Source organism: Paenibacillus lautus, assembly GCF_050482385.1.
In the GTDB taxonomy this organism is placed as follows: domain Bacteria; phylum Bacillota; class Bacilli; order Paenibacillales; family Paenibacillaceae; genus Paenibacillus_AQ; species Paenibacillus_AQ lautus_B.
On the sequence record NZ_JBCNHV010000001.1, the window covers coordinates 957,570 to 980,377 of the forward strand.

The window sequence follows — 22,808 nt, forward strand, 5'->3', positions numbered from 1 at the left end:
TTATCCTACCCTATTCACTTTGACATCACCGATAAATACGCTGACGGTGATTCGAATTTTCTTACCTGCTTCCCTATAATGCGGGCTTTCCAGACCGGCATTGCTCATAAAGCCGCTGCGGCTTTCCTCCAGCACCTTCATATCGCCGATGAAGGAGTTGGTCGTGACATGAATGCCGACATCCGAATCATTCGGAACGAATACTTTGACATCTCCGATAAACGCCGAGATGTTGATTTTCGTTTCACCGTAAGGGATTTGGGCTTTAGTCAGATCCAGCACCGTATCACCGATGAACTGCGAGATATTTGTCGGCTTCAGCTGAAAATAATCTTTCCCCATATGCACGTCCCCGATAAAAGAGGACTTGTTCACCGCATCATGGCTGTGCCAAGATTGATGATGGTGGTGTTGGTGGTGCTGTTCATCCTTATAATCCGATCCGTCGCTGTAGCTTTTGCCGTTATCGTCAAAATCAACATGAACTCTGAACCGGCTGCGATCCTGACGGTCCTGGCGCTGACGTTTTTGATGCTGTCCCTGTCCCTGCCAGCGGTAACCCTTACCCTGCTCATGGAAATCCGGTGATTCGGATTCTGGATCAGGCAGAATACTCTCAGTCTTGTCAGCCTTGTCTTGCTTGCCAAATCTCCGTTCGAATTCTTCATCCAAGGAAGAATCAAGCGGACGCGCTTCAGGCGGATCGGGAATGTTGTAATCGTCGCGCCGATGCGAGCTGAAGTCATCCGGACTTGGCGGTGATGGCGGCGGCGTATGGGACTTCGGTTTAAAAATAACCTGCAACCCAAACCCAATCAGCATAATCGGAATCGCGTACTTGATCAGATCGCCGAATGAGAAGTCAACCAAGTCCAAATTTCTTCCAAGGAAATACGAACCGATAATGATTGGAACAACGGAGCCCCATAGTGCTCCTCCACGGGCATAAATTAAGCTTTGCAGGCCGAACCAGATGATAAACACCGGCCAAAAGGTCGAGAATATATAACCAAGATCCACATGTATCATATCGAGCTGATTTAGAAGAAACACCACACCAATACCGATGAGCAGCAAACCGTTGCTAAGCTGGCTCCATCCTTTTCTACTCATGGTCATCCCCTTGCCTTCCAGTTCTATTTTTTCTTAACTACAGTGTACAACATATTGCGATGAACAGGTTAGCGGCGGTGGAATGAAGTTGATCTCGGTCTAGAGACCGAGTGAGTGGATAAAAATGGGTATTTAACCATAATAAAAGACCTCCGCTAAAGCGGAGGTCTTATTTTTCACGAACGGACGCTGGCATCTAAACCTTAACGGTTTGCAGAATGGTCCCCTGGTGTGTTCAGTTCGCCAAACTCAGCATCAAACTTTTCGTTCGGTTTTTTGTAGTTCTCCTGAACTTTGGAATTCCCTTTTGGGTTGCTGGCTATGCTGGTATCTTCAGCAAACTCAGCGTTAAACTTTTCATTCGGTGTTTTAAAGTTTTCTTGTACCTTGTTCTTTTTAGCCACAGTATTCACCTCCCTGTTCATATGCAATACCATCATCCTCTTCAGGGGTTTGGCCCCCGAAAAGTAGTATGTGATGAACATGGAGGCATTATTCTTAAATGTTTACTGCCAATCTACGCGCCAAAATCATCCTAAATGGCTTCCTTCAAAACAGATGAAGGCAGGAAACGATAGGTTTCGATCGCGTTATCCAGTGTTTTAAGCATTTCCTCCGTGCATTTGCCGCTTCCGGTTTTAATAACCTGTACCTCGACGTCCTTCTTTCCCCACTCCTTAAACACTTGTTTGGTTGTGGAGAAGTAAAGATCAATTTTTTGCCCTTTGATCGCGGAGCCGATATCCGCTACGATTCCATAACCATAGCCCGGTATATAGAGAATACTGCCAAGCGGGAATACATTCGGATCCGCGGCAATCGTAGATACCATATTTCGATCCCGCTTAACCTTCACCCCGGAATAGGTGATTCCATATTGAGGATGTCCCGGCTTCTTCCCGGTCGATTCATAACCTGCCGTATACCCTGTAGCGGTTACCTTCACCGTATGCAGCACCTGGTCCTCCCTCGGCGCAAGCACAGGCATGGATTCGCGTTTCTTCCCAGGCACGCTGGCCTTAGGTCCAGTATCCGGTACTTCCAAGTATCTATTCATATCGCTAAAACCTGCTACACGAAGCGCATAGAAGCGAGACATTTCCACGTAATCGGAGCCTTGAATTTCCCCGGCTGGATCATACACATTTCTGAAGTCTGTTGAATCATAGGATTCGCTTAGAATCAGATTGTGCGCTTCTACCATTGAAGAACCTGCACTAAACAAGACGGCTGATAAAATAAAACCAGCAAAAAACCTCTGCCACTTTTTCCATTGGATCATGTGAATACCTCCCCCTTACTAGCGAGGGTTCCCATTTCCCAAATAGAATATACGTGATGGCAGAGGTTTGCATGTCGCTTCGTTACTTAAGCTTATAGCTTAACTTAAACGACGTGGGTGTTAATTTCTTCACGAAGCTTGACGATGATCTCGTCCAGCGGCTGGGCACCGATGTCCCCTTCGCCGCGTTTGCGAACGGAAACCGCGCCCGCGTTTTTCTCGTTCTCGCCAACGATGAACATGTAAGGAATCTTCTCGAGCTGGGCTTCCCGAATCTTGTAGCCCATCTTCTCGTTGCGAAGATCCGACTCGACGGAGATACCGGCGAATTGAAGCTTCTCGGCCACTTCCTTGGCATAGTCTTCAAAGGCATTGGAAACCGGAATGACTTTAACCTGTACCGGTGACAGCCACAGCGGCAGCGCACCTGCAAAATTCTCAAGCAAGAACGCGGTGAAGCGCTCCATCGTGCCCAGGATACCACGGTGGATAACGACCGGACGATGCTTCTGGCCATCGTCGCCGACGTATTCCAGTTCAAAGCGCTCAGGCAGCAGGAAGTCGAGCTGAACGGTTGACAGCGTCTCTTCCTTGCCAAGCGCCGTACGGATCTGAACGTCGAGCTTCGGACCGTAGAAGGCCGCTTCGCCTTCGGCCTCATAGAACGGCATGTCCAGGCTCTCAACGACTTGGCGCAGCATACGCTGGGACATTTCCCACATTTCATCGTTCTGGAAGTACTTCTCGGTATCCTGCGGATCCCGGTAAGAAAGGCGGAAGCGATAGTCATGGATGCCAAAGTCCTTGTAGACGGTCATGATCAGCTGAATGACCCGCGCAAACTCTTCCTTAATCTGATCCGGACGGCAGAAAATATGCGAGTCGTTCAACGTCATCGCGCGCACGCGATGCAAGCCGGTCAGTGCACCGGACATTTCATAGCGGTGCTGCATGCCAAGCTCCGCAATACGGATCGGCAGATCCCGGTAGCTGTGCATATCGCTCTTATATACCATCATATGGTGAGGGCAGTTCATCGGACGAAGAACAAGCTCCTCGTTGTCCATCTCCATTTTCGGGAACATATCTTCCTGATAGTGCTCCCAGTGACCGGACGTTTTGTACAGCTCCACGTTTCCGAGCACAGGCGTGTACACATGCTGGTAACCGAGGCGTTCCTCCATGTCCACGATATAACGCTCCAGGGTACGGCGCAATTTCGCACCGTTTGGCAGCCAGATCGGCAGGCCTTGTCCAACGAGCTGAGAGAACGTAAACATTTGCAATTCCTTGCCCAGCTTACGATGATCGCGCTTCTTGGCTTCCTCAAGCAGATGAAGATGCTCATCGAGCTGCGCTTTTTTCACGAACGCCGTACCGTAAACGCGCTGAAGCATTTTGTTCTTGCTGTCGCCGCGCCAGTATGCGCCTGCCACATTCATGAGCTTGAATACTTTGATCTTGCCGGTTGAAGGGACGTGCGGTCCACGACAGAGATCAAAGAATTCGCCTTGCTCATAGATCGTAATAACGCTATCCTCAGGCAGGGCGTTGATCAGTTCCAGCTTGTACGGATCCCCAAGCTCGCCAAAGATGCGCAGCGCTTCCGCACGGCTCACTTCCTTGCGGACAATCGGAAGATTCTCGCCGATAATCCGTTCCATTTCCTTCTCGATCTTCTGCAGGTCCTCCGGATTCAAAGGCTCTTCCAGATCCATATCATAGTAGAAACCGTCTTCAATGACCGGACCCACGCCCAGCTTTACTTCTTTCGCTCCATACAAACGCTTGGTTGCCTGAGCCAGCAAATGCGCTGTACTGTGGCGCATCACTTCAAGCCCTTCAGGCGTATCCTGGGTTACGATCTCGATCAAAGCTCCGTCCTGAAGCGGTGTCGAGAGATCCACAACGATCCCGTCCATTTTTCCCGCGACCGCATTCTTTCTAAGTCCGCTGCTGATTGACGCAGCCACATCCTCAATACTGCTGCCTGCCTCATACTCCCGTACGGAGCCGTCAGGCAATTTAATGCTAATAGCCACCTTGTATTCCTCCCAAGAAAAAGAATTTCACGTTTCTTCCATATATGAAGGACGCGTTAGTCTCCCCGCGAACGCCAGGCATGGGCCGCTCGGTGCACGCCTGGACTTCAACGAAAGATACCGGAACATGCAAAAAACACCCGTCCCGCGAAGGGACGAGTGTTATACCCGTGGTTCCACCCTAATTCGATCTCTCCATCAATGATGTACCGGGTACATAATGGATTAAGATCCTTCATCAGCATTGAGTAACGGTCATGAACCGGTGAAGCCTACTCATCCGCATTGATCATCATGTGCGGGTTCGACGACACAGCTACAAAGGGGTAAATCAATGGCGAACCGGAGGAAATTGCAGCCGAGGTTTCCTCTCTCTGAGCGGTCAAATCCGGATTGATTCATGTCTTTGTCAGAGCTTTTTACGTGAATTTATCAGTAATTATAATCCTCACCGCTTCGGTGCGTCAAGTCATCATTCGTCCGCTTCCAAGAAGCGCACTGCATTCAGGACAGCTGCAGCATACTTCGGCGCGGTTATCAAAGATATGGGCCAATGTCACGATGACCGGAAGCTCAGGCTGTCTCGTATGAATAATCATACGGGCCGGGGATACCGAAATCAGCGTACTGACCACCATATCTTCAATCTCCATATCCTGGTCCAGCCTTTCCATAACGAGCCCTTCATCTCGAGGACGTTCAATCGGGCGAAGATTGCCATCCAGCAGCAGAAAATCTTCCTCCCCCTTATGAATGACGTGAACCAGCGGCATTTTGGGCTCCTGAAAATAAACAAAATATTTCAGCAAGCTGACGAACTCCTCGTACTGCTGATCGAGCATAAATTCATCCACTGCATACTCCGCCATCTCGCGGAGCTCCTGTTCGTAGGGCTGAAGCCGGAAGGTCATAAATCCATCCAGGTTAAGCTCAGGTGCCTCGTTCAGGCACTGATATATGCCTTCAGACAGCTTGCGTCTGCGGCTCTGCCAGAATTCCCCGGACGGGCCTTCCTCTTTTTGCAGGAGCATCAAAAACCACTGCAGAATCCGCCCTGCTTCTTCCTCATCATCAAACTCGAATTCCGAGAACATTAACCGTGCAGCAATCTCCTGCTCCTTCTCTTCCATAATATAAGCAGTGACTGCTTCGGAAGTGAGCCGGCGCAGCGTGTCGGCCGATGCGGTCCATGAGGACAGCGGAAGCTTGCCGGAGCACGTCCAAATCACGCGGTCATCCGAAGCGCTGAATGTGAATTTCAGCTGCTTGCATTGTTTATGTAGCTCTTTCTGCTTGTCTGACAATATACGGTGAAACGCCTTTTTCTCGTCTTCCGTCCTTGTACCGACAGAAATGCTGAACAGTTCCATGGAATCACTCCTTTCGAGTTCCCTTTTCAGTATATGGGGACCCGCTCGGGGATATACGGAACTCCTGCTTGGAAAAACAAGCAAGTCCGAAAGAATATCTAATAAATGGGCGCGCTGCTCGAAGATTATACTTTCTGATCATAAAAAAGCGGACCGAGTTGCTCGGCCCGCCTTGCGGATCTTCATGAAGTATAGAATTAGTTCTGCATGACGAAGTCACGCTCAACGGTGCTGTTATCTTCGAACACGCGCAGAATATCATACCGGGTGTTGCGTTGAGCCGGAATGTTGCCGGTCTCACGGATCAATTGAATAATCGATTCAATATTGACCTTATACACGGCTCCTGCGGAAGAAACCACGTTCTCCTCCATCATCGTGCTGCCAAAGTCATTACAGCCATAGCTGAGTGACAGCTTGCCGATCTCAGGTCCCATCGTTACCCAGGACGACTGCAGATTCGGAACGTTATCGATTGCCAAGCGACCGATGGCTACCGTCTTCAAGTATGCCTCCGGTGTTTCACGCTCACGCTTAAGGTTCGTGTTGTCCGGCTGGAACGTAAATGGAATGAAGGCCAGGAAGCCTTTGGAATCATAACCGTTCTGAATGCATTCATCCTGCGCATCACGCACGCGAAGCATATGTAGCGCACGCTCCTCCATCGTTTCGCCCAGGCCGATCACCATGGTCGCCGTCGTGTTCATGCCGACTTTATGGGCCGTTTGCATGACATCCATCCACTGGCGCCATGTGCCTTTCAGACGGCTGACTTTTTTGCGGATGCGATCATCCAAAATCTCTGCGCCGCCGCCAGGCAATGAGTCCAGACCCGCGCTGTGAAGCTCGCGCATCACCTCTTCGAGCGTAAGCCCGGAGATCTCCACCATCTTCATGATTTCCGCCGGGGAGAAGGAATGCATCGTAATGTTAGGAAACCGCTTCTTAATGTTGCGAAGCAGATCCGTATAATAATTGAAAGGCAAATCTGGATTGACTCCGCCCTGCATCAGAATTTCAGTACCGTTCACATCCTCGGTTTCCTGAATCTTCTGGAAGATCGTCTCATCGGGCAGAACGTAGCCCTCGGAAGAGCCCGGTCTGCGATAAAAAGCACAGAAACGGCAGAATACATCACATATGTTCGTGTAATTGATATTCCGGCCGATAACAAATGTCGTGATAGGATCCGGATGCAGACGCTTTGTCATCACATCCGCCGCATGACCAATTTTCTCAATCTCATCACTTTCAAAAAGCGTCACGGTATCTTCAAGGTTTAAACGTTCCCCGCGTAAAGCTTTATCCAATATACGGTTTACCGCACTCATTCTTGCAGCCTCCCTACTTAGAGCAAAATAACAAACACCAATAAAACTTTTTCTATCTCATCCTACCACAATCCGGCATTAAAAACGACATCCTGTCCGTGACAGGATGCCGAATTCTATGATTTGGCAAATCTTCAAATGACGTTCCTAACTTCATGCAAATCTTTAGTAACTGGCAGCAAAAGCCCGATCCAGATCAGCAATCAGATCGTCCACATCCTCGAGTCCGACCGAGAAACGGAGCAAACCATCCGTAATTCCGCGTTCATGCCGAACCTTCTCGCCCATAGCTGCGTGGGACATCATCGTCGGGTAAGACAAGATGCTCTCCACAGCTCCCAAGCTGACCGCTACCAGCGGCAGCTTCACATGGTTCAGCACCTGCTTGGCACGCTCGCCTGTGCCGACGTCAAAGGAAATGACCGCGCCATAACCGCTCGATTGCTTCTCATGGACCTCACGTCCCGGATGATTCAAGAGACCAGGGTAGTACACTTGCTCAATATCGCTTCTCCCTTGCAGCCAGGCCGCCAGCTTGGCTGCACTTTGCTCGGAGTGGGCCATACGCGTGCTGAGCGTCTTCATGCCGCGCATAAGGAGCCAGGAATCCTGGACTCCAAGCACCGTGCCCAAACCATTTTGCAGCTGTTTCAATTGGTCTCCAAGCTCCTGGGTTCTGGCTACCGCGAGACCTGCCAGCACATCGCTGTGTCCGCCAAGGAATTTGGTCGCGCTGTGAATGACGATATCCACACCGAATTCAATCGGACGCTGGTAAAACGGCGTCATGAACGTATTATCCAGCAGGGTAAGCAGTCCATGCTCCTTCGCCCAATCCGTCACGGCACCAATGTCGGTAATTTTCAGAGTCGGGTTCGAAGGGGTCTCCATATAGACAGCTTTCGTATTCGGTTTGAGGGCAGCCTTCACCTGATCCAGATCGGTCATATCTACGAAGGTGCTCTCGATGCCCATACGACTTAAAATGCTGGTTAGCAGGCGGTAGGTTCCGCCGTACACATCCTCCGTCACGATCATATGATCGCCCGCGGAGAGCAGCATGAATGTGCTGGAAATCGCTGCCATGCCGGAAGCATAAGCGAAACCGCGTACGCCTCCCTCCAAGAGGGCGATATAATCTTCCAGCGCCTGCCGCGTCGGATTGCCGGAACGACTGTAATCGTGCAGCGGCGGGTTGAAGATGTCCTCATGATGAAATGTCGAGGCTTGATAGATCGGAACGCTGGAGGCACCGGTTGCCCGGTCGATTTCTCCGCCGAAATGCAGCAGTTTCGTCTCGAAACGTAGTTCTTCCTCCCGATCCCGTTTGGCTGACAACGGCTTGGCTTGTGTTTCCAAGCCTGATGGTCCTTTATCGATGCTCATTCTCCAGTTCTCCCTTCCACTTCTGCCATGGCCGCGTTAAGCGCCGCATCCAAATCCGCGATCAAATCATCCGCGTGCTCGATGCCGACCGAGAACCGGAGCAAGCGGTCATCCACACCAATCGCTTCCCGAATCTCAAACGGGATGTCCGCATGGGTCTGGACGGCAGGGTAGGTCATCAGAGACTCGACGCCCCCCAGGCTTTCTGCGAACGCAATCAGTTTAATGTGCCGCAGCACGGGCTCCACATAGCGGGCGTCCTTCACCTTGAAGGAGAAGATGCCGGTGTTGCCGCTGGATTGACGATTCTGGATGTCATGTCCCGGATGATCCGGCAGGGCAGGATAATACACCTCGCCAATCGCTGGGTGAGTTGTCAAAAATGTTGCCACTGCGGTTGCATTCGCTTCGTGCCGATCCATGCGCAGGGCAAGCGTCTTCATTCCTCTCATCAGCTGATAGGAATCGGTCGGGCTTAACACCGCGCCGATGGAATTATGAAGGAAAGCCATCTCTTCCGATAGTTCCTTGCCCTTCGTTACGATGATACCCGCCAGCACATCGTTATGTCCTCCCAAATACTTGGTGGCGCTATGTATGACAATATCCGCCCCAAGCTCGATAGGTCTTTGGAAATACGGAGTCAAAAGCGTATTATCCACGATGCTGATCAGTTGATGGCGCCTTGCCCACGTACAGACGGCTTCGATATCCGTAATCATCATAAGCGGATTGGTCGGCGTTTCGATAAATACAGCCTTCGTGTTGGGCCTTCTTGCCCCTTCCAGCGCATCCAGGTCATTCGTATCCACATACGTAGCCGTTACGCCAAACTTGGACATAATCCGCTCCAGAAGCCTATAGGTCCCTCCATACAAATCCAGCGATACAATCAGATGATCCCCTTGACCGAACAAAGCAAAAATCGTCTGAAGGGCAGCCATGCCCGAGCTGCAGGCAAAGCCGGCATCACCGGATTCCAGCTCGGCGCAGGCGTCCTCCAGTACCGAACGGGTCGGATTTTTCGTACGGGTGTAATCAAACCCTGTGCTCTGGCCTAATTTGGGATGGCGGTATGCCGTAGCCTGATAAATCGGAAAATTCACGGCTCCGGTTACCGGTTCTTGCACCGACCCGATCTGTGCCAGCCGGCTCTCTATATTTAAAGGTTTCTTCTCCATCACAAACTCTCCTCCCGTATACTTCTATATTTGCGGACCAATATCGTATGGCGTTTCCTGATATACATAGTAATTGAGCCAATTAGTAAATAATAAGTTTGCATGCGCTCGCCATATGGACGGAGGCGTCCTTGTTGGATCATCATTCGGGTAATAGTTGCGCGGCAGCGCGATATCCATTCCTTTGGCAACGTCCCGGTCATACTCCCATTTCAGAGAGTCCGCATCATACTCGGAATGTCCTGTGGCAAATATCTGCTTGCCATCCCGGCTTGAAACTAAATAAATTCCTGCTTCCTCGGACTCGGACAGGATGACCAGATCGTCAATGCCTGTAATGTCTTCGCGCCGAACTTCCGTATGACGAGAGTGCGGAACAAAGAACATTTCGTCAAAGCCGCGGAGCAGCTTGGTACACGCTTCATTGATCGTATGTGGAAATACGCCAAAGCATTTTTCCTCGAGGCTGTATTTCGGCACGCCGTAATGATAATAAAGCCCGGCTTGCGATGCCCAGCAAATATGGAGCGTGGAGGTCACATGCGTCTTGGTCCATTCAAAAATTTCAGTAAGCTCATTCCAGTAATTCACTTCTTCAAATTCCAACTGCTCGACTGGAGCTCCTGTAATGATCATGCCGTCAAAACGACGGTTCTTCACTTCTTCAAAGGTTTTGTAAAATGATTTCAGATGCTCAGCCGACGTATTCTTCGAAACGTGGGAACTCGGATGAAGAAGGACAACATCCACCTGGAGCGGGGAGTTACCGATCAATCGCAATAATTGGGTCTCCGTCGTTTCCTTGGTTGGCATCAAGTTCAGAATAGCAATCCGCAATGGGCGGATATCCTGATGAAATGCATGACTCTCATCCATGACAAAAATGTTTTCTCCAGCCAGAACTTCCTTTGCCGGCAAGGCGTCCGGAATTTTAATCGGCATCGTGGTTCACTCCTTCGAAATATGAAATGATACATCCATAAAAAGCTGTGAGAAAGAGCGTTAGACTGTATAAACGCAAGAAAACCTTTCTCAAAGTAGAGAAAGGTCATCATATACGTATCACAATGCGCCTCTCTCATCTGTCAGACTATACAACGGCTTCTAAGAAGCGTCGTATCTCCTGCAAGAATTAGCACCGTGCGATGTTGCCGCCGGTTGCCGGGTTTCATAGGGCTAGTCCCTCCACCTGCTCTTGATAAGATTTCGCTTTATTCAGTTGTCTTAAATTGTTCGTAATTGATATTTACTTTAAATCATTCCCAATTTTTCGTCAAGAACCTTTTCATAAAGTTTGTCACACTTCACCGAAGGTTTCCATACCCTGTACCATGGTCCTTGGCTGCGCCGGATTTCAACTTGAAAGGTCCTACACCCGGCGTTATACTAGACAAGTGCTGTTTAAAACCGAGTATGAAAGAGGTGACATGGAAGATGGACGGTGACCCGAGCCAGAAACTGGATGCACAAGACGCACAACCGCATAGGATTAAGATCAGTCTACCGGCAGAGGGCGGCGTTATTTTTCATGCGCTTTTATCGTATTCTAACCTTCCTTGACATGCCCCTACACCGGTGGGCTGATATCCTGTGCCTTTACTGCTTAACCAAGCAGCTTGTATTTGACAAAGGAGTGATATCAGATGAAAATCCGGTTGGTCGATTCGGGCGTATTTACCCCTGTTGATGACATCGAAATGACGCTGACCCCTCCGGCCAGCGGCTTCTACTGGCTGGATGCGGACGAGGATGATTTAGCCGAACTGCAACCTCTCTTCTCCCTGCATGATCTTGCGGTTGAGGATTGCCTCAGCGAAGAAGAGCAGCGTCCCAAAATTGAAATATATGAGAACCACTATTTTATCGTCGTGAACAGCATCCGGTTTGACGACGAAGAAATTTTCCTTCGGGCATTGAACGTTTTCTTGGGCAGGCATTTTATTATTACGATGACCAAGCAAAAGATCCACGAGCTTCGCAGCGTTAAACCGCTTCTCTGGGAGGATGAAGTCAGCACGCCTGACCGCTTCCTCTATCTCTTGATCGACCTCGTCACGGACAACTATTTCTCCGTTGGGGACCGAATTGAAGCGCGGATTGAAAAGCTGGAGGAAGACATCCTCATGCATACCAAAAAATCCCACTTAAGCGAGATTATCGGTCTGCGCAGTGAAATCCTATGGCTTAAGAAAGTGCTTGGACCGCAGAAGGAAGTCATCAATACGCTGAACAAAAAAGACCTACGGCTGATCGATGACCAGCTGCAAAAATATTTCAGCGACATCTATGAAAATGCCGTGAAAATTTCCGAGACCTTCGAGACTTATCGGGATCTCATGGGTAACCTTCGCGAAGCTTATCAATCCAGTATCGCCAATCGGGCCAACGAAATTATGCGTGTGTTTACAGCTATTACAACCATCTTCATTCCGCTAACGCTCATTACCGGCATCTACGGCATGAACTTTACAAATATGCCTGAACTCGACTGGAAATATTCTTATTATGTGGTTCTAGGCATCATGGTTTTTGCCGGTGCTCTTATGTTTTACCTGTTCCGTAAAAAAGACTGGATATGAAATATGCTGCCTCATCTACAGAACCACAGACAGAATCAGGACGGATCTCCTTGCCACGAGGAAATCCGTCCTGATTTTCATTTATGTGGATTAGCTTGCGTTTGCTTTGCTAGATTCCTCCCGCCGGAAGCGAATCCGTATCAGGCGCAGCCGCTCATACAGCTTCTCCGTTCCGCCAATCTCTTCTACCTCTCCATTCCGGGCTTGTCCTTCTCCATATACCCGTTGCAATACGGGTTTAAGAAATGTATCGCCCAGCTCTTCAAACGCCTTCCATACCGTTGCCTGCTCTGAAGCCGTCATCGTATTCAATTCAACCTCAAGCAGTTGCTCCGTATCATAACCTTCCTTCTCGAGCCCCTCCAATTCCTCAACCAAATCCCGACGAGATAACGAGGTCCGCTCTTCTAGCTGGGCCAGCGAAGCTCCCTCAGCTATCCCAATTAGCATCGTACGGCGGATTCGGAAGCGGTCGAGCTCTTGCTTGTATCGCTGCTCCTTCTGTTTATACAGCCAGGACAAGAAGACCTCTTCCTGCAGCTGCTTGTAAACCCAATCCAGTGGAAAGGTTGTGGTTCGCTCGATTTTCGTCGTGATCTCCAGCCACTCCGCCCCATGCTCCGAAGCCTTGCTGACCCCAATTCCCGGAAGCTGCAGCAGCTCTTCCTCATTCTGGGGGATGAAGGTGCTAATCATACGCAGCACCCGATTGCTGGCAATGAAATAGGGTGCTTTTCTTCCGGAGGCCGCCTTTCTCCTGCGCCAGGCACACAACTCCGTGTACAGCTCCTCCGAGCCATAAAGCTCACTGTAGCATTGCAGCTTCTGCACACCAAGATTCTTACCTCCAGTCTCTCCCGGTTCATGGAATACCCCCTCAACTAGCGGCCGGAAGCCCTCTCCCAGCTTCTTCGCTAATTGATGTCGGTACACACATAATAACTCATTCCATGAATTTCCCTCATACCACTCATCATCGGATACTTCACCGTCTGGTTCCATGTTCCGCCATCCAAGCCGCCATCCCCCCTCTTCCTCACCGATCCATACTTGAGCAGAACGGATATGACCTGACTCATCTGCTCCGCTCATCTGATTCATGAACACAATTTGCATCCCTCGAATACCTCCCGCTTATGCATTCAGCACAACGATTAAACAACGCAAAAAAGCACCTCTCCTCCGCCGCAGCGACTAAGAAAGGTGCTTCCCGTTCCATACGTTATACTGTTGAAATTATAATACCATAATCTGTAATAAAATCAACCCAATTTTGATTCACTCTATATAAGAAAAAGGGTTAAGCTTGAACGCTCTTGGCCTCATCTACTGCAAGCTTGGCCAACGCCAATGCGCCGCAGAGACCCGCATTATCGCCGAGCATCGGCGGAACGATAAATTGATCAATCCCGTCATGAAGGCTTGGATGCTGAACATATCCGGCCAGCAGCTCCTGAAGCTTCGTGCGGATCAGCGGGAACAGCTGCTCCTGCTTCATAACGCCTCCACCCATCACGATACGCTGTGGGGACAGAATGAGGACATAATTCATCAGCGCTTGAGCCAGATAATAAGCTTCCATCTCCCAAGCCGGATGATCCGGCGTCAATTCCACACCGGGAACTCCCCAACGTTTGCCAAGAGACGGTCCGGCAGCAAGCCCCTCCAGACAGTCTGCATGATAAGGACATGTCCCTTCATACCGATCTTCCGGATGGCGGCGCACATAAATATGCCCCATCTCCGGATGAGACAAGCCATGAATCAATTCACCAGCCACCACGGCGCCTGCTCCTACTCCCGTTCCGATGGTGATATACAGACAGCTATCCAGTCCTTGGGCAGCGCCCCATGTATATTCTCCAAGAGCGGCTCCGTTTACATCGGTATCAAAACCAATCGGAACATTAAAACGCTCTTCCAATGCTTTGACAATATTGTAATTGCTCCAATGCGGCTTCGGTGTCGTAGTAATGCAGCCATAAGTCGGGCTGCCCTTCACCGGATCAATCGGTCCGAAAGAACCGACTCCGATCGCCTCTATATCCTTATCAGCAAAAAAGTTAAAGACGTTTGCCATGGTTTCTTCAGGGGTTGTTGTCGGGAAGCTCACTCGCTCCACAACCGTTCCATCCTCCATACCCACGCCGCAAACGAACTTGGTTCCTCCTGCTTCAATTGCTCCAAGTAAACTCATGCTTCTTCCATCCTCTCCACGATGTGCTGTTCCTTGATCTATATATAGTTGTTAACAAGCTCTATTCGAAGCATATGTAAACATTGTGCTCCCGTCAAGTCCGCCCGCCTCTTTCTCTGCTTCTGCCCGTTCCTGACGCGGCCAGCAACAGCCATGAGAACAAAATAATGACAGCCGTCCACGCCCACGCCAGCCCGCTCTCGCCATTGCTTACCGCAACGTAAATCGCCGTGGGCAGCGTTTGCGTAACGCCCGGTATATTGCCTGCAACCATCCAGGTTGCCCCAAATTCACCTAAACCTCTGGCAAAAGCCAGAATGAACGCCGAAATCCCCGCTCTGCGGACAAGCGGCAGCGTAATCCAGCGAAGCACCTGCCATTCGCCGGCCCCGGCCGATCGCGCCGAATCCTCAAGCTCCGGTTCCACGGACTCAAAGCCCACCCGCATGCTCTGATACACAAGCGGAAACGAAACCACAATAGCCGCTATAACCGCGGCCCCCCAACTGAAAATAATGGGCCTGGCAAACAGCCATTCGGCAGCTGCGCCAATCCAGCTGTTTCTGCCAAGCATGACAAGCAGAAGAAAGCCAACCACCGTTGGCGGAAGCACAAGCGGAAGCATCAGCAGGGTTTCAACCGCCGTCTTGCCGACAAACGAGCGCCTGGACATCCAGCGCGCTGCCGCTAATCCCAGTATAAATGCAATGATGCTGGACAGCAGTGATGTTTTTATCGACAGCCATACCGGCATCCAGAACATTTCGGTCGCAGTCACAGCGACGCCTCCGCTACCTCAAATCCAGCCTCCATGAAGATATCCCTGATCTCGGGCTTCCGCATAAATTCGAGGAACGCCTCAGCCTCTTGCGGATGCTTGGCACTGCCCGGAACCGCTGCAGGATATTCGATCGGCTGGTGCTTGTCCGGGTCAACCTCAAGCGCAAGTGTTGCCTTGGCAGAACTCTTCAGATCGGTTTTGTACACAAAACCGGCATCCGCATTCCCCGACTCAACATAAGCAAGAACTTGCGTCACGTCCTTGGCATACACCGCCTTGGATTCGACATCTTCCCAAAGGCCTTCATTCTGAAGAGTCTCCTTCGCATACTCCCCGGCCGGTACGGTATCCGGCTGCCCGATAGCCAGAACACGTACTTCAGGTTGGAGCAGATCGGATAACTGCTTCACGTTCTGTTTGCCAACAGGCTCAATCAGCACCAACGCATTTCGAAACATCAACTGAACCGCATCGGATTTCACGATCCCCTTCTCGACCAGTCGATCCATCGGCTCCGTTGCCGCGGATACAAACAAATCTACAGGCGCCCCTTGCTCGAGCTGTTGTCCTAGAGAGCCCGAACCGCCAAAATTATAACGCAGCGTAACATTCGGATGCTCTGCTTCAAAACGTCGTCCGGTCTCTTCCAGGCTGGATTTGAGACTTGCTGCTGCCGAAACAATAACTTCAACCTTCTTCTCAGCAACTGCCGGCTGCTTAGAGGTATCGGTTGAAGGGGTCTGGTTGGAGGCACACGCGGATATAAGAAGCAGCATGGCCCCAAGCAGTAATCCGGTCAAGATTGATTTTCTACCGAAATTAAACTGTCTCCACATGACTAGGAAACCACCGCCACCCCAAAAAGATGGCCCAGGCTCTTCATCTCAAGCTCTTCGAGTTTGGTCAGGGCACGTTCGTGATCCACGCTCAAGCGGCATAGTTCCAGTTCGCATTCCATTGGAACCTCGCAATGAATTTCCGCCAAAGCCCGGGACAGATGCAGCATTTCCAGATCCGCCTCGATCTTGGTGCGGACTCCTTTGGTCAGAGACTCAAGATTCGCAAGAATTCCTTCCACGGTTTCATACTCCTGAATCAGCTTGACCGCCGTTTTCTCACCAATCCCACGTACGCCAGGATAATTATCGCTTGTATCTCCCATCAGGCCTTTCACATCGATCACCTGTCTTGGGGAAAGTCCTTTTTCGGCATACAGCGTTTCCGGTGTATAGTGCATATAATTGCCGTGTCCCTTTTTCATAATAATGACGGAAGTCGAATCGTTCACGAGCTGAAGCAGATCATGGTCCCCCGACAGGATCATGACATTCATGCTATCCCCGTACCGTCTGGCCAGCGTACCGATGCAATCATCGGCCTCATAACCCACGACGCCCAGGTTCGGAATTCCCAGACATTCCGTCACATCACGAACCAGCGAAAACTGCGGAACTAGATCATCCGGCGCTTCCGGACGATTGCCTTTATACGAGGCGAATTGCTCTGTACGAAATGTTTTCGAACCCATATCCCAGCAGCACGCTACATGGGTAGGCTGAAATTTATCGATAGCATCCCACATATACCGCAGGAAGCCGTAAATCGCGTTGGTCGGCACACCCGCTTTGGTTCGACGGATATAGCCGCTTGACGCGGTCGCATAGTAAGCACGAAATAATAAAGCCATCCCGTCTACAAGCATTAAGGATGGTTGTTGGTTGGGTATCACAGTCATGATCGCTCCTAACTTTAACTTCTCTGATATAACCTTAAATATACCTTGTCATTATACCATATCCCTATATAGACTTGGGCTAGTCACAAGGTATTTCTTTGAATTTCCTATCATTGGCTGTTCATTAGAAAAACGTCTATCGACGTACTTTCTCAGTAGACAGACCGCATATAGCGGAAGTTTTTCTTGCGAGATAAGGATGCTAAGCCTCCGATGTTAATACTTTCTTATCTCTTAAAACAAAAGAACATCCCGGCGGTCGAAAGACCTTGGGATGCTCTACCTTCATCAGCAAGAGAATGCGGTCTATGCCGGATCGCTGGCCTTCAATAATCGGGGGCCAATCAACTCTTTCAACCGGCTTCAATTGGGCCGTCATTGCCTCGGATCAAAAATAGCCATTCTACTTCTGCCATGAATCCTGATATTGTTCCGCCTTAAAACCGACGGTCACTTTACTGCCGTCCGTCACGATTGGACGCTTAATCAATCTTCCGTTGGACGACAACAGTTGGATTTTCTCCTCATCGGAAAGTCCAGGCAGCTTGTCTTTCAGGTTCATTTCCTTGTAGACTTCGCCACTCGTATTGAAAAATTTCTTCAGCTCCAGGCCGCTCATATCGATAAGGTCGGCTAATTCTTCCTTCTCTGGCGGTTGTTCAAAAATATTTTGAAGTTCCAGCTCATGTCCTTCGTTCTGCAGCCATTTGACCGCGTTACGGCATGTCCCGCATTTCGGATATTGATATACTTTCAGTTTGCTCATTCGATACGTTCTCCTTCTCATGTTGTTTTGAATTAGGTCGCCTCTTGCGCAAGCTTATTTCTCAGAGAGTTCATATCCTCAGGAAGCGGAGCAGCGAATACCATCGTGCTTCCCTCAATCGGGTGCATCAGCGTCAAGCTTGCCGCATGCAGCGCCTGCCTGCCCATGTAGCGGTCCAGCCTCATGATGGATGCGGCTTCCGGCTCTGCCGATCCCTCGTTCTCATAGGAAGCAGCTTCCGTCCCATCTGATGGCAACTTCCGATCGCTGTAGACCGGGTGCCTATACATCTGATCTCCAATCAATGGACAACCAATGCTAAGCATATGCACCCGAATTTGATGGGTCCGGCCCGTTTCCAGCTTCAACTCAACCAAGGATGCGGAAGGATAGGTTTCGCATACCTGAAACCGTGTCAATGAAGGATATCCGTCCGGGGTTACGATGCGGCGGTGGGGCTCTAACGGATCCCGATCAATCGGCCCGTCAATATCGCCTGACGGCATAGCAGGCTTGCCATGAACAAATGCTACATACCTCTTGTCAACCGTACCGGCTATCATTTGTTCGGAAACATGCTGGTGAATATACGGATTCTTGGCCACCACCAACACGCCGGAAGTTTCCTGATCCAGCCTGTGAACCGCTCTGAAGCGGTAATTCCAGCCCTTCTCTTGCCAGTAGTGGACAACGCCGTTCGCCAATGTGTCCGTATAATGACCGTGCGTCGGATGCACAATGATCCCTGCCGGCTTGTTCAGAACAAGCAGATGCTCATCCTCGTACAGAATATGAAGGTCCATCGGCTGGGGCAGCATATCGTCTGAACGTTCCTGCTCCATCCGGATTTCGACCAGATCTCCCGCATGCACTTTCACGCTAATGTATACACGGGTCCCGTTCAGCATAATGCCCCGCTCGGTCAATTTGAGGCGCGAGAGCAGCTTACGGGATACCCCCATTCGTTTTTGCAATATAGTCTTAAGCAGCATGCCGTCTTCGTGTGGGGACACGACATAGCTGATTGGCGGATAGTACAAACTCATGAATTACCGAAACACCTTTCCACTTCGCTCATATTCGACATCCGGAATCCCGGCGTGCACATTGGCTGCCCGCGCAGTCACAAAGAAATAGTCGGACAATCGGTTCAAATACCGGCGGACCTCCGGATTGATTTCCGTGGTTCGCTGCAGCGAAACAGTCAACCGCTCAGCGCGGCGGCATACGGTCCGACATACATGAAGCAACGAAGACAACGCGCTTCCGCCTGGCAAGATAAAACGTTCAAGTGGAGGGTTCTTCTCCTCGAATGCATCCAGCCATACCTCCAGATTATCCACCAACTCGGCGTTTACCTTGAGTTTATCCTCTTTAGGTCTCGCGTAGGCCAGATCCGAGCCGCAATCGAACAGTTCATGCTGAATTCGAACGAGCTGAAGATGCAGCTCCTCAAATTCGGCTTCCTTGGCCAAACATAGGGCTTGGCCCACAAAGCTGTTTAATTCATCGATCGTGCCGTACGCTTCGATGCGTGGATCATCCTTGGGCACACGACCGCCAATAATTGAAGTTTCCCCAGCATCTCCCGTTCGCGTATATACCTTCATTCCATCTTCCTCCATTTCAAAGTCCGGTCCTTATTGAACGAACACCCTATTTCTTAAGATTATAGAATTTATAGTTTCAGCGAAGCTGAACAATTCTATAATCGCAAGAAAAACTTCCTCTAACCTCGGTCTGTCTTCTGAGAAAGTACGTCGATAGACGTTTTTCTTATTATGCTCAACTATAGCATAATTTCGGATAACGGTCCTCTATGGCGGAATAAGCCCCAGGCGGGATCATGATTCCGGGGCGAGTTTCTATCATCAAGGGGAACCATTTAAACGCAAACAAGGCTGATCCTTGAGTCATTCACACTCAGGAGCAGCCTTGTATTATTCAATCAAATCGTATTTTTATAGTTTCTTTTTTGGATGAGCCTTCATATATTCGTTAATCTTCAAATCCAGCAAACTGCTGATCTCGATAACAATTTCCGACGTAAAAGACTGCTCTTCCAAAAAAATCTGTTCCATCTTCCGGCGAAGCATGTGAATTTCGTCTTCCAAGGTAATTTCCTGAGGAGTGGATTTGGCTGATTTAATTGACCATTTACCGTGGTTATCGTCTTCAGCCGTATAGTCACCACGGTAGTTTGACAATTCATAATCACAAAACACTGGTGATCCCTCCTTGGAAAGTAAAATTCTGCCCCCAAAATAAAATTATAACATATATTTTCCCAATGGAAAGTAATTTTTTTGTTAATTCAAGGAAAAAGTTCAACGAATTCCTTGCCTACTTTATTTTTTCCACAAAATTGCCCATTCTCTCCAAGGCCTCATTCAGCTGGGCAATGGATGTAGCATAAGAGCAGCGGATGAATCCTTCCCCGCCCATACCGAATGCGGTGCCTGGTACGGCAGCCACTTTCGCCTCAGTCAGCAAGCGCTGGGCAAATTCTTCTGAGCCGAGTCCCGTTCGCTTGATGCTCGGGAATGCGTAGAACGCTCCCTGCGGTTCGTGGCAATCCAAACCGATCTCGCGCAGTCCTTGAACCACCAGTCTGCGCCGCTGGTTATAGGATTCAACCATTCGATCCTTTTCCCCCATGCCGTTACGCAATGCTTCGAGCGCGGCGACTTGCCCCATTGCGGGTGCACACATGACCGTATACTGGTGTATTTTCAGCATGGCGCCGATCAGATCGGCATGAGCACACACGTACCCCATACGCCAACCGGTCATAGCAAACGCCTTCGAGAAGCCGCTCACCAGTATGGTGCGGTCCATCATGCCTGGCATCGAGGCAAAGCTGACATGCTTGCCTTCATATGTGAGCTCCGCATAGATTTCATCGGAGATCACAATCAGATCGTGTTTTTCCACCACTTCTGCAATGGGCAGCCAATCCTCATAGGTCATGATGGCTCCTGTCGGATTGCTTGGGTAGCACAAGATCAAAATCTTCGATTTGGGCGTAATTTGCGCTTCGAGTGCCTCGGCCGTCAGTTTGAAATGATGCTCTGCCGTCGTTTCAATACCAACGGGCACCCCGCCACCGATTGAAGCAATCGGCGAGTAAGAAATGTAACACGGCTCAGGAATCAGAATTTCATCTCCGGGAACAATCAAGGCACGCAGCGCCAGATCAATCGCTTCACTGCCGCCTACGGTTACAATCATTTCATTGGCAGGATTATAGGTCACGTGGAAACTGTCATTCAAATATTCCGCGATCGCCTCCCGCAGTTCCGGCATACCGGCATTGGACGTATACCCTGTAAACCCGCGCTCCAATGAATACACGCAAGCTTCGCGTACATGCCACGGAGTTACGAAATCAGGCTCACCGACACCAAGTGTGATAATATCCTTATTTCCACTGACGAGATCAAAAAATTTCCGGATTCCAGAGGGTTGAATGTCCCTGACCCTAGGCGCCAAATAGGAGCTCATCGATTTCCTGTTATTTTCTGCAAGCTGCTGTTCGTTCACAATCATAGCACACGCTTCCTTTACGGCGAGATCAGGAGACGATTGTCTTCTTGACGTTCTTCAAAAATAATCCCGTCTTGTTTATATTTTTTCAAAATAAAATTCGTTTTGGTCGATAATACAGAATCGATAGGTGACAGCTTCTCCGAAACAAAGTTGGCCACCTCACGCAAGTTTCTGCCTTCCACTTCAACCAGCAAGTCGTAGGCGCCAGACATAAGATAGACTGACTTCACCTGCGGGAATAAATAAATCCGCTCCGCAATTCCTTCAAAGCCTCTTCCGCGCTCAGGTGTAATTTGAACCTCGATCAGCGCCGTAACCTTCTCGTCTTCCATCTTGCCCCAGTTGACAACGGTCGCATACTTGACAATAACGTGATCTCGTTCAAGCTCCGCAATGGAGGTCTTTATTTCTTCCTCATCTACACCGAGTAGAGTAGAGAGTAGAGCCGGCGATCTTCTCGCGTCTTCTTTCAGCAGGTCAAGCACCTTCAGTTTCAATTCGCTAAGCTCTTCCATATACGTATCCTCCAGCACTTATTCCGAATAACCATTCTTCATGCATGATATTTCGGAACAGAGATTAATACTTATATTACAATAACTTACACGGGATGTGCAAAAAAAAATACCGATGCATCCCTACAGCAACGGGCTGCGGGTGTCATCGGCTTATTGTTTGAGTTAACCAAGGGATTATTGGGTTACATTATTAGATGTAGGCGCTACATTCGTGGTATGCGGCGCTACATTCGGATGATGCGCGAACGCGCCCATACCGGAAGTTTTTTGATTAATGGTTTCCCGCGTTTTTTGCTGGGACTGCTGCGCTTGCTTATACTGCTTGTCCACATCGTATTTCAATGCATGCCGAGGCGCGGTATACATGTTGTGCTGCTTCATCATATTAAAAAATTCACCTTGCAGCTTCAGTGTATCCGCAGTCAGATCCGTAAACATTTGACGGACATCAGGACAAGAGGCTTCCGTCGTAGCTATCGTATACTCTCGGACGGCCCGTTTCAGCTCTCCCAGAATAGGGCTAAGCATATCCTCTTCGGGCAGGTATGAAGATCCATTAGGCGTTATCATAAGTCGTTCCTCCTTAACAATTATGCATCCTGGTCTATATCTCCTCTTATTGAGGCTGCGTCGGCGCGATATTGCTGTGAATCTGCAGTGAGTTAACCAATGTATCGAGATGCTGCTCATGGCGTCTGACGAATCCCAGCAGCGCCTGCTGGATTGCAGGATTTTGACTGGCTGCGGCTGTCGCGGCACAATGCTTGGCCAACATGGTCTCGTTGGAAATGCAGTCCGCAATATAGTCCAGTTCTTTTGAGGTTAGAGGCTGTAATTGCTGATTAGGTATCATCTTTGTGTTTGTTCCCCTTTCCAATTAGGTTGCACAGGGCTAGTATGCCACCTATATAAAAATCTATGTCGTGTGATGTCATGAAATACGAAAGGAACGTCCAAACTAATAACGATGCGACAATG

At 49.7% G+C, this 22,808-nt stretch carries 23 protein-coding genes and 1 riboswitch; of the genes, 1 reads left to right on the forward strand and 22 read right to left on the reverse strand.

Annotation, left to right across the window (positions count from 1 at the left end; translation table 11 throughout):
* From liaF to metA, 9 genes are all read right to left on the reverse strand, one after another.
* Entirely contained in the window at positions 1-1,119 is a 1,119-nt protein-coding gene (gene liaF / locus ABEW73_RS04495; protein WP_430161786.1) for a cell wall-active antibiotics response protein LiaF, read from the reverse strand.
* Between the two features lie 197 nt (positions 1,120-1,316).
* Complete coding sequence (locus tag ABEW73_RS04500) at positions 1,317-1,517, reverse strand: hypothetical protein (protein ID WP_071222739.1); 201 nt, start codon at positions 1,515-1,517, stop codon at positions 1,317-1,319.
* Between the two features lie 131 nt (positions 1,518-1,648).
* Positions 1,649-2,170: a 3D domain-containing protein gene (locus ABEW73_RS04505; RefSeq protein ID WP_430162186.1), complete on the reverse strand. Its 522-nt coding sequence runs from the start codon at positions 2,168-2,170 to the stop codon at positions 1,649-1,651.
* Positions 2,171-2,499: 329 nt separating this feature from the next.
* Complete coding sequence (thrS, locus tag ABEW73_RS04510; RefSeq protein ID WP_430161784.1) at positions 2,500-4,437, reverse strand: threonine--tRNA ligase; 1,938 nt, start codon at positions 4,435-4,437, stop codon at positions 2,500-2,502.
* 464 nt (positions 4,438-4,901) lie between these two features.
* Positions 4,902-5,807 (reverse strand): putative sporulation protein YtxC, encoded by a 906-nt coding sequence (locus tag ABEW73_RS04515; protein WP_430161782.1) that lies wholly within the window; start codon positions 5,805-5,807, stop codon positions 4,902-4,904.
* A gap of 197 nt (positions 5,808-6,004) precedes the next feature.
* Complete coding sequence (gene mqnC / locus ABEW73_RS04520) at positions 6,005-7,138, reverse strand: cyclic dehypoxanthinyl futalosine synthase (RefSeq protein WP_015737124.1); 1,134 nt, start codon at positions 7,136-7,138, stop codon at positions 6,005-6,007.
* A 165-nt stretch (positions 7,139-7,303) separates the two neighbouring features.
* Complete coding sequence (locus ABEW73_RS04525; RefSeq protein ID WP_430161780.1) at positions 7,304-8,524, reverse strand: aminotransferase class I/II-fold pyridoxal phosphate-dependent enzyme; 1,221 nt, start codon at positions 8,522-8,524, stop codon at positions 7,304-7,306.
* A complete protein-coding gene (locus ABEW73_RS04530) occupies positions 8,521-9,705 on the reverse strand; it encodes a PLP-dependent transferase (protein ID WP_430161779.1) in 1,185 nt (394 codons plus the stop codon). Before ABEW73_RS04530 ends, ABEW73_RS04525 begins: the two co-directional genes overlap by 4 nt.
* A gap of 24 nt (positions 9,706-9,729) precedes the next feature.
* On the reverse strand, positions 9,730-10,647 hold the full coding sequence (gene metA / locus ABEW73_RS04535) for a homoserine O-acetyltransferase MetA (RefSeq protein WP_430161777.1): 918 nt from the start codon (positions 10,645-10,647) through the stop codon (positions 9,730-9,732).
* Between the two features lie 133 nt (positions 10,648-10,780).
* Positions 10,781-10,910: riboswitch (SAM riboswitch) on the reverse strand.
* 438 nt (positions 10,911-11,348) lie between these two features.
* On the opposite strand from metA, the gene corA reads away from it, so the two are divergent.
* The gene (gene corA / locus ABEW73_RS04540) at positions 11,349-12,284 is read left to right on the forward strand and encodes a magnesium/cobalt transporter CorA (RefSeq protein WP_379407526.1); all 936 of its coding nucleotides are present in this window, start codon (positions 11,349-11,351) and stop codon (positions 12,282-12,284) included.
* A 90-nt stretch (positions 12,285-12,374) separates the two neighbouring features.
* Here the strand turns inward: corA and ABEW73_RS04545 are convergent, their stop codons facing one another.
* From ABEW73_RS04545 to ABEW73_RS04605, 13 genes are all read right to left on the reverse strand, one after another.
* The gene (locus tag ABEW73_RS04545) at positions 12,375-13,400 is read right to left on the reverse strand and encodes an HRDC domain-containing protein (RefSeq protein WP_430161775.1); all 1,026 of its coding nucleotides are present in this window, start codon (positions 13,398-13,400) and stop codon (positions 12,375-12,377) included.
* 184 nt (positions 13,401-13,584) lie between these two features.
* Positions 13,585-14,481 carry an ROK family protein gene (locus ABEW73_RS04550; protein WP_215159249.1) on the reverse strand — a complete coding sequence of 299 codons (897 nt, stop codon included), beginning with the start codon at positions 14,479-14,481 and terminating at the stop codon, positions 13,585-13,587.
* A 94-nt stretch (positions 14,482-14,575) separates the two neighbouring features.
* Complete coding sequence (gene modB, locus ABEW73_RS04555) at positions 14,576-15,259, reverse strand: molybdate ABC transporter permease subunit (protein ID WP_353049504.1); 684 nt, start codon at positions 15,257-15,259, stop codon at positions 14,576-14,578.
* Positions 15,256-16,098 (reverse strand): molybdate ABC transporter substrate-binding protein, encoded by an 843-nt coding sequence (modA, locus tag ABEW73_RS04560; RefSeq protein ID WP_430161772.1) that lies wholly within the window; start codon positions 16,096-16,098, stop codon positions 15,256-15,258. The genes modB and modA overlap by 4 nt, the downstream gene beginning before the upstream one ends.
* A gap of 2 nt (positions 16,099-16,100) precedes the next feature.
* Positions 16,101-16,991: a 5'-3' exonuclease gene (locus tag ABEW73_RS04565; protein WP_076324512.1), complete on the reverse strand. Its 891-nt coding sequence runs from the start codon at positions 16,989-16,991 to the stop codon at positions 16,101-16,103.
* A 409-nt stretch (positions 16,992-17,400) separates the two neighbouring features.
* Positions 17,401-17,763 (reverse strand): arsenate reductase family protein, encoded by a 363-nt coding sequence (locus ABEW73_RS04570; RefSeq protein ID WP_430161770.1) that lies wholly within the window; start codon positions 17,761-17,763, stop codon positions 17,401-17,403.
* Between the two features lie 32 nt (positions 17,764-17,795).
* A complete protein-coding gene (locus tag ABEW73_RS04575; RefSeq protein ID WP_430161769.1) occupies positions 17,796-18,809 on the reverse strand; it encodes an RluA family pseudouridine synthase in 1,014 nt (337 codons plus the stop codon).
* Positions 18,810-18,812: 3 nt separating this feature from the next.
* Positions 18,813-19,373 carry a cob(I)yrinic acid a,c-diamide adenosyltransferase gene (locus ABEW73_RS04580; RefSeq protein ID WP_430161767.1) on the reverse strand — a complete coding sequence of 187 codons (561 nt, stop codon included), beginning with the start codon at positions 19,371-19,373 and terminating at the stop codon, positions 18,813-18,815.
* Between the two features lie 351 nt (positions 19,374-19,724).
* Positions 19,725-19,988 (reverse strand): aspartyl-phosphate phosphatase Spo0E family protein, encoded by a 264-nt coding sequence (locus ABEW73_RS04585; RefSeq protein WP_098748561.1) that lies wholly within the window; start codon positions 19,986-19,988, stop codon positions 19,725-19,727.
* 118 nt (positions 19,989-20,106) lie between these two features.
* Entirely contained in the window at positions 20,107-21,312 is a 1,206-nt protein-coding gene (locus ABEW73_RS04590) for an aminotransferase class I/II-fold pyridoxal phosphate-dependent enzyme (protein ID WP_430161765.1), read from the reverse strand.
* Positions 21,313-21,326: 14 nt separating this feature from the next.
* Positions 21,327-21,827 carry an Lrp/AsnC family transcriptional regulator gene (locus ABEW73_RS04595; protein ID WP_076324518.1) on the reverse strand — a complete coding sequence of 167 codons (501 nt, stop codon included), beginning with the start codon at positions 21,825-21,827 and terminating at the stop codon, positions 21,327-21,329.
* Between the two features lie 177 nt (positions 21,828-22,004).
* Positions 22,005-22,400, reverse strand: coding sequence for a spore coat protein (locus ABEW73_RS04600; protein ID WP_430161763.1), 396 nt, complete (start codon positions 22,398-22,400; stop codon positions 22,005-22,007).
* Positions 22,401-22,446: 46 nt separating this feature from the next.
* Positions 22,447-22,683, reverse strand: a complete 237-nt coding sequence (locus ABEW73_RS04605) for a hypothetical protein (protein WP_098748563.1) — start codon at positions 22,681-22,683, stop codon at positions 22,447-22,449.
* Between the last annotated feature and the right edge of the window lie 125 nt (positions 22,684-22,808).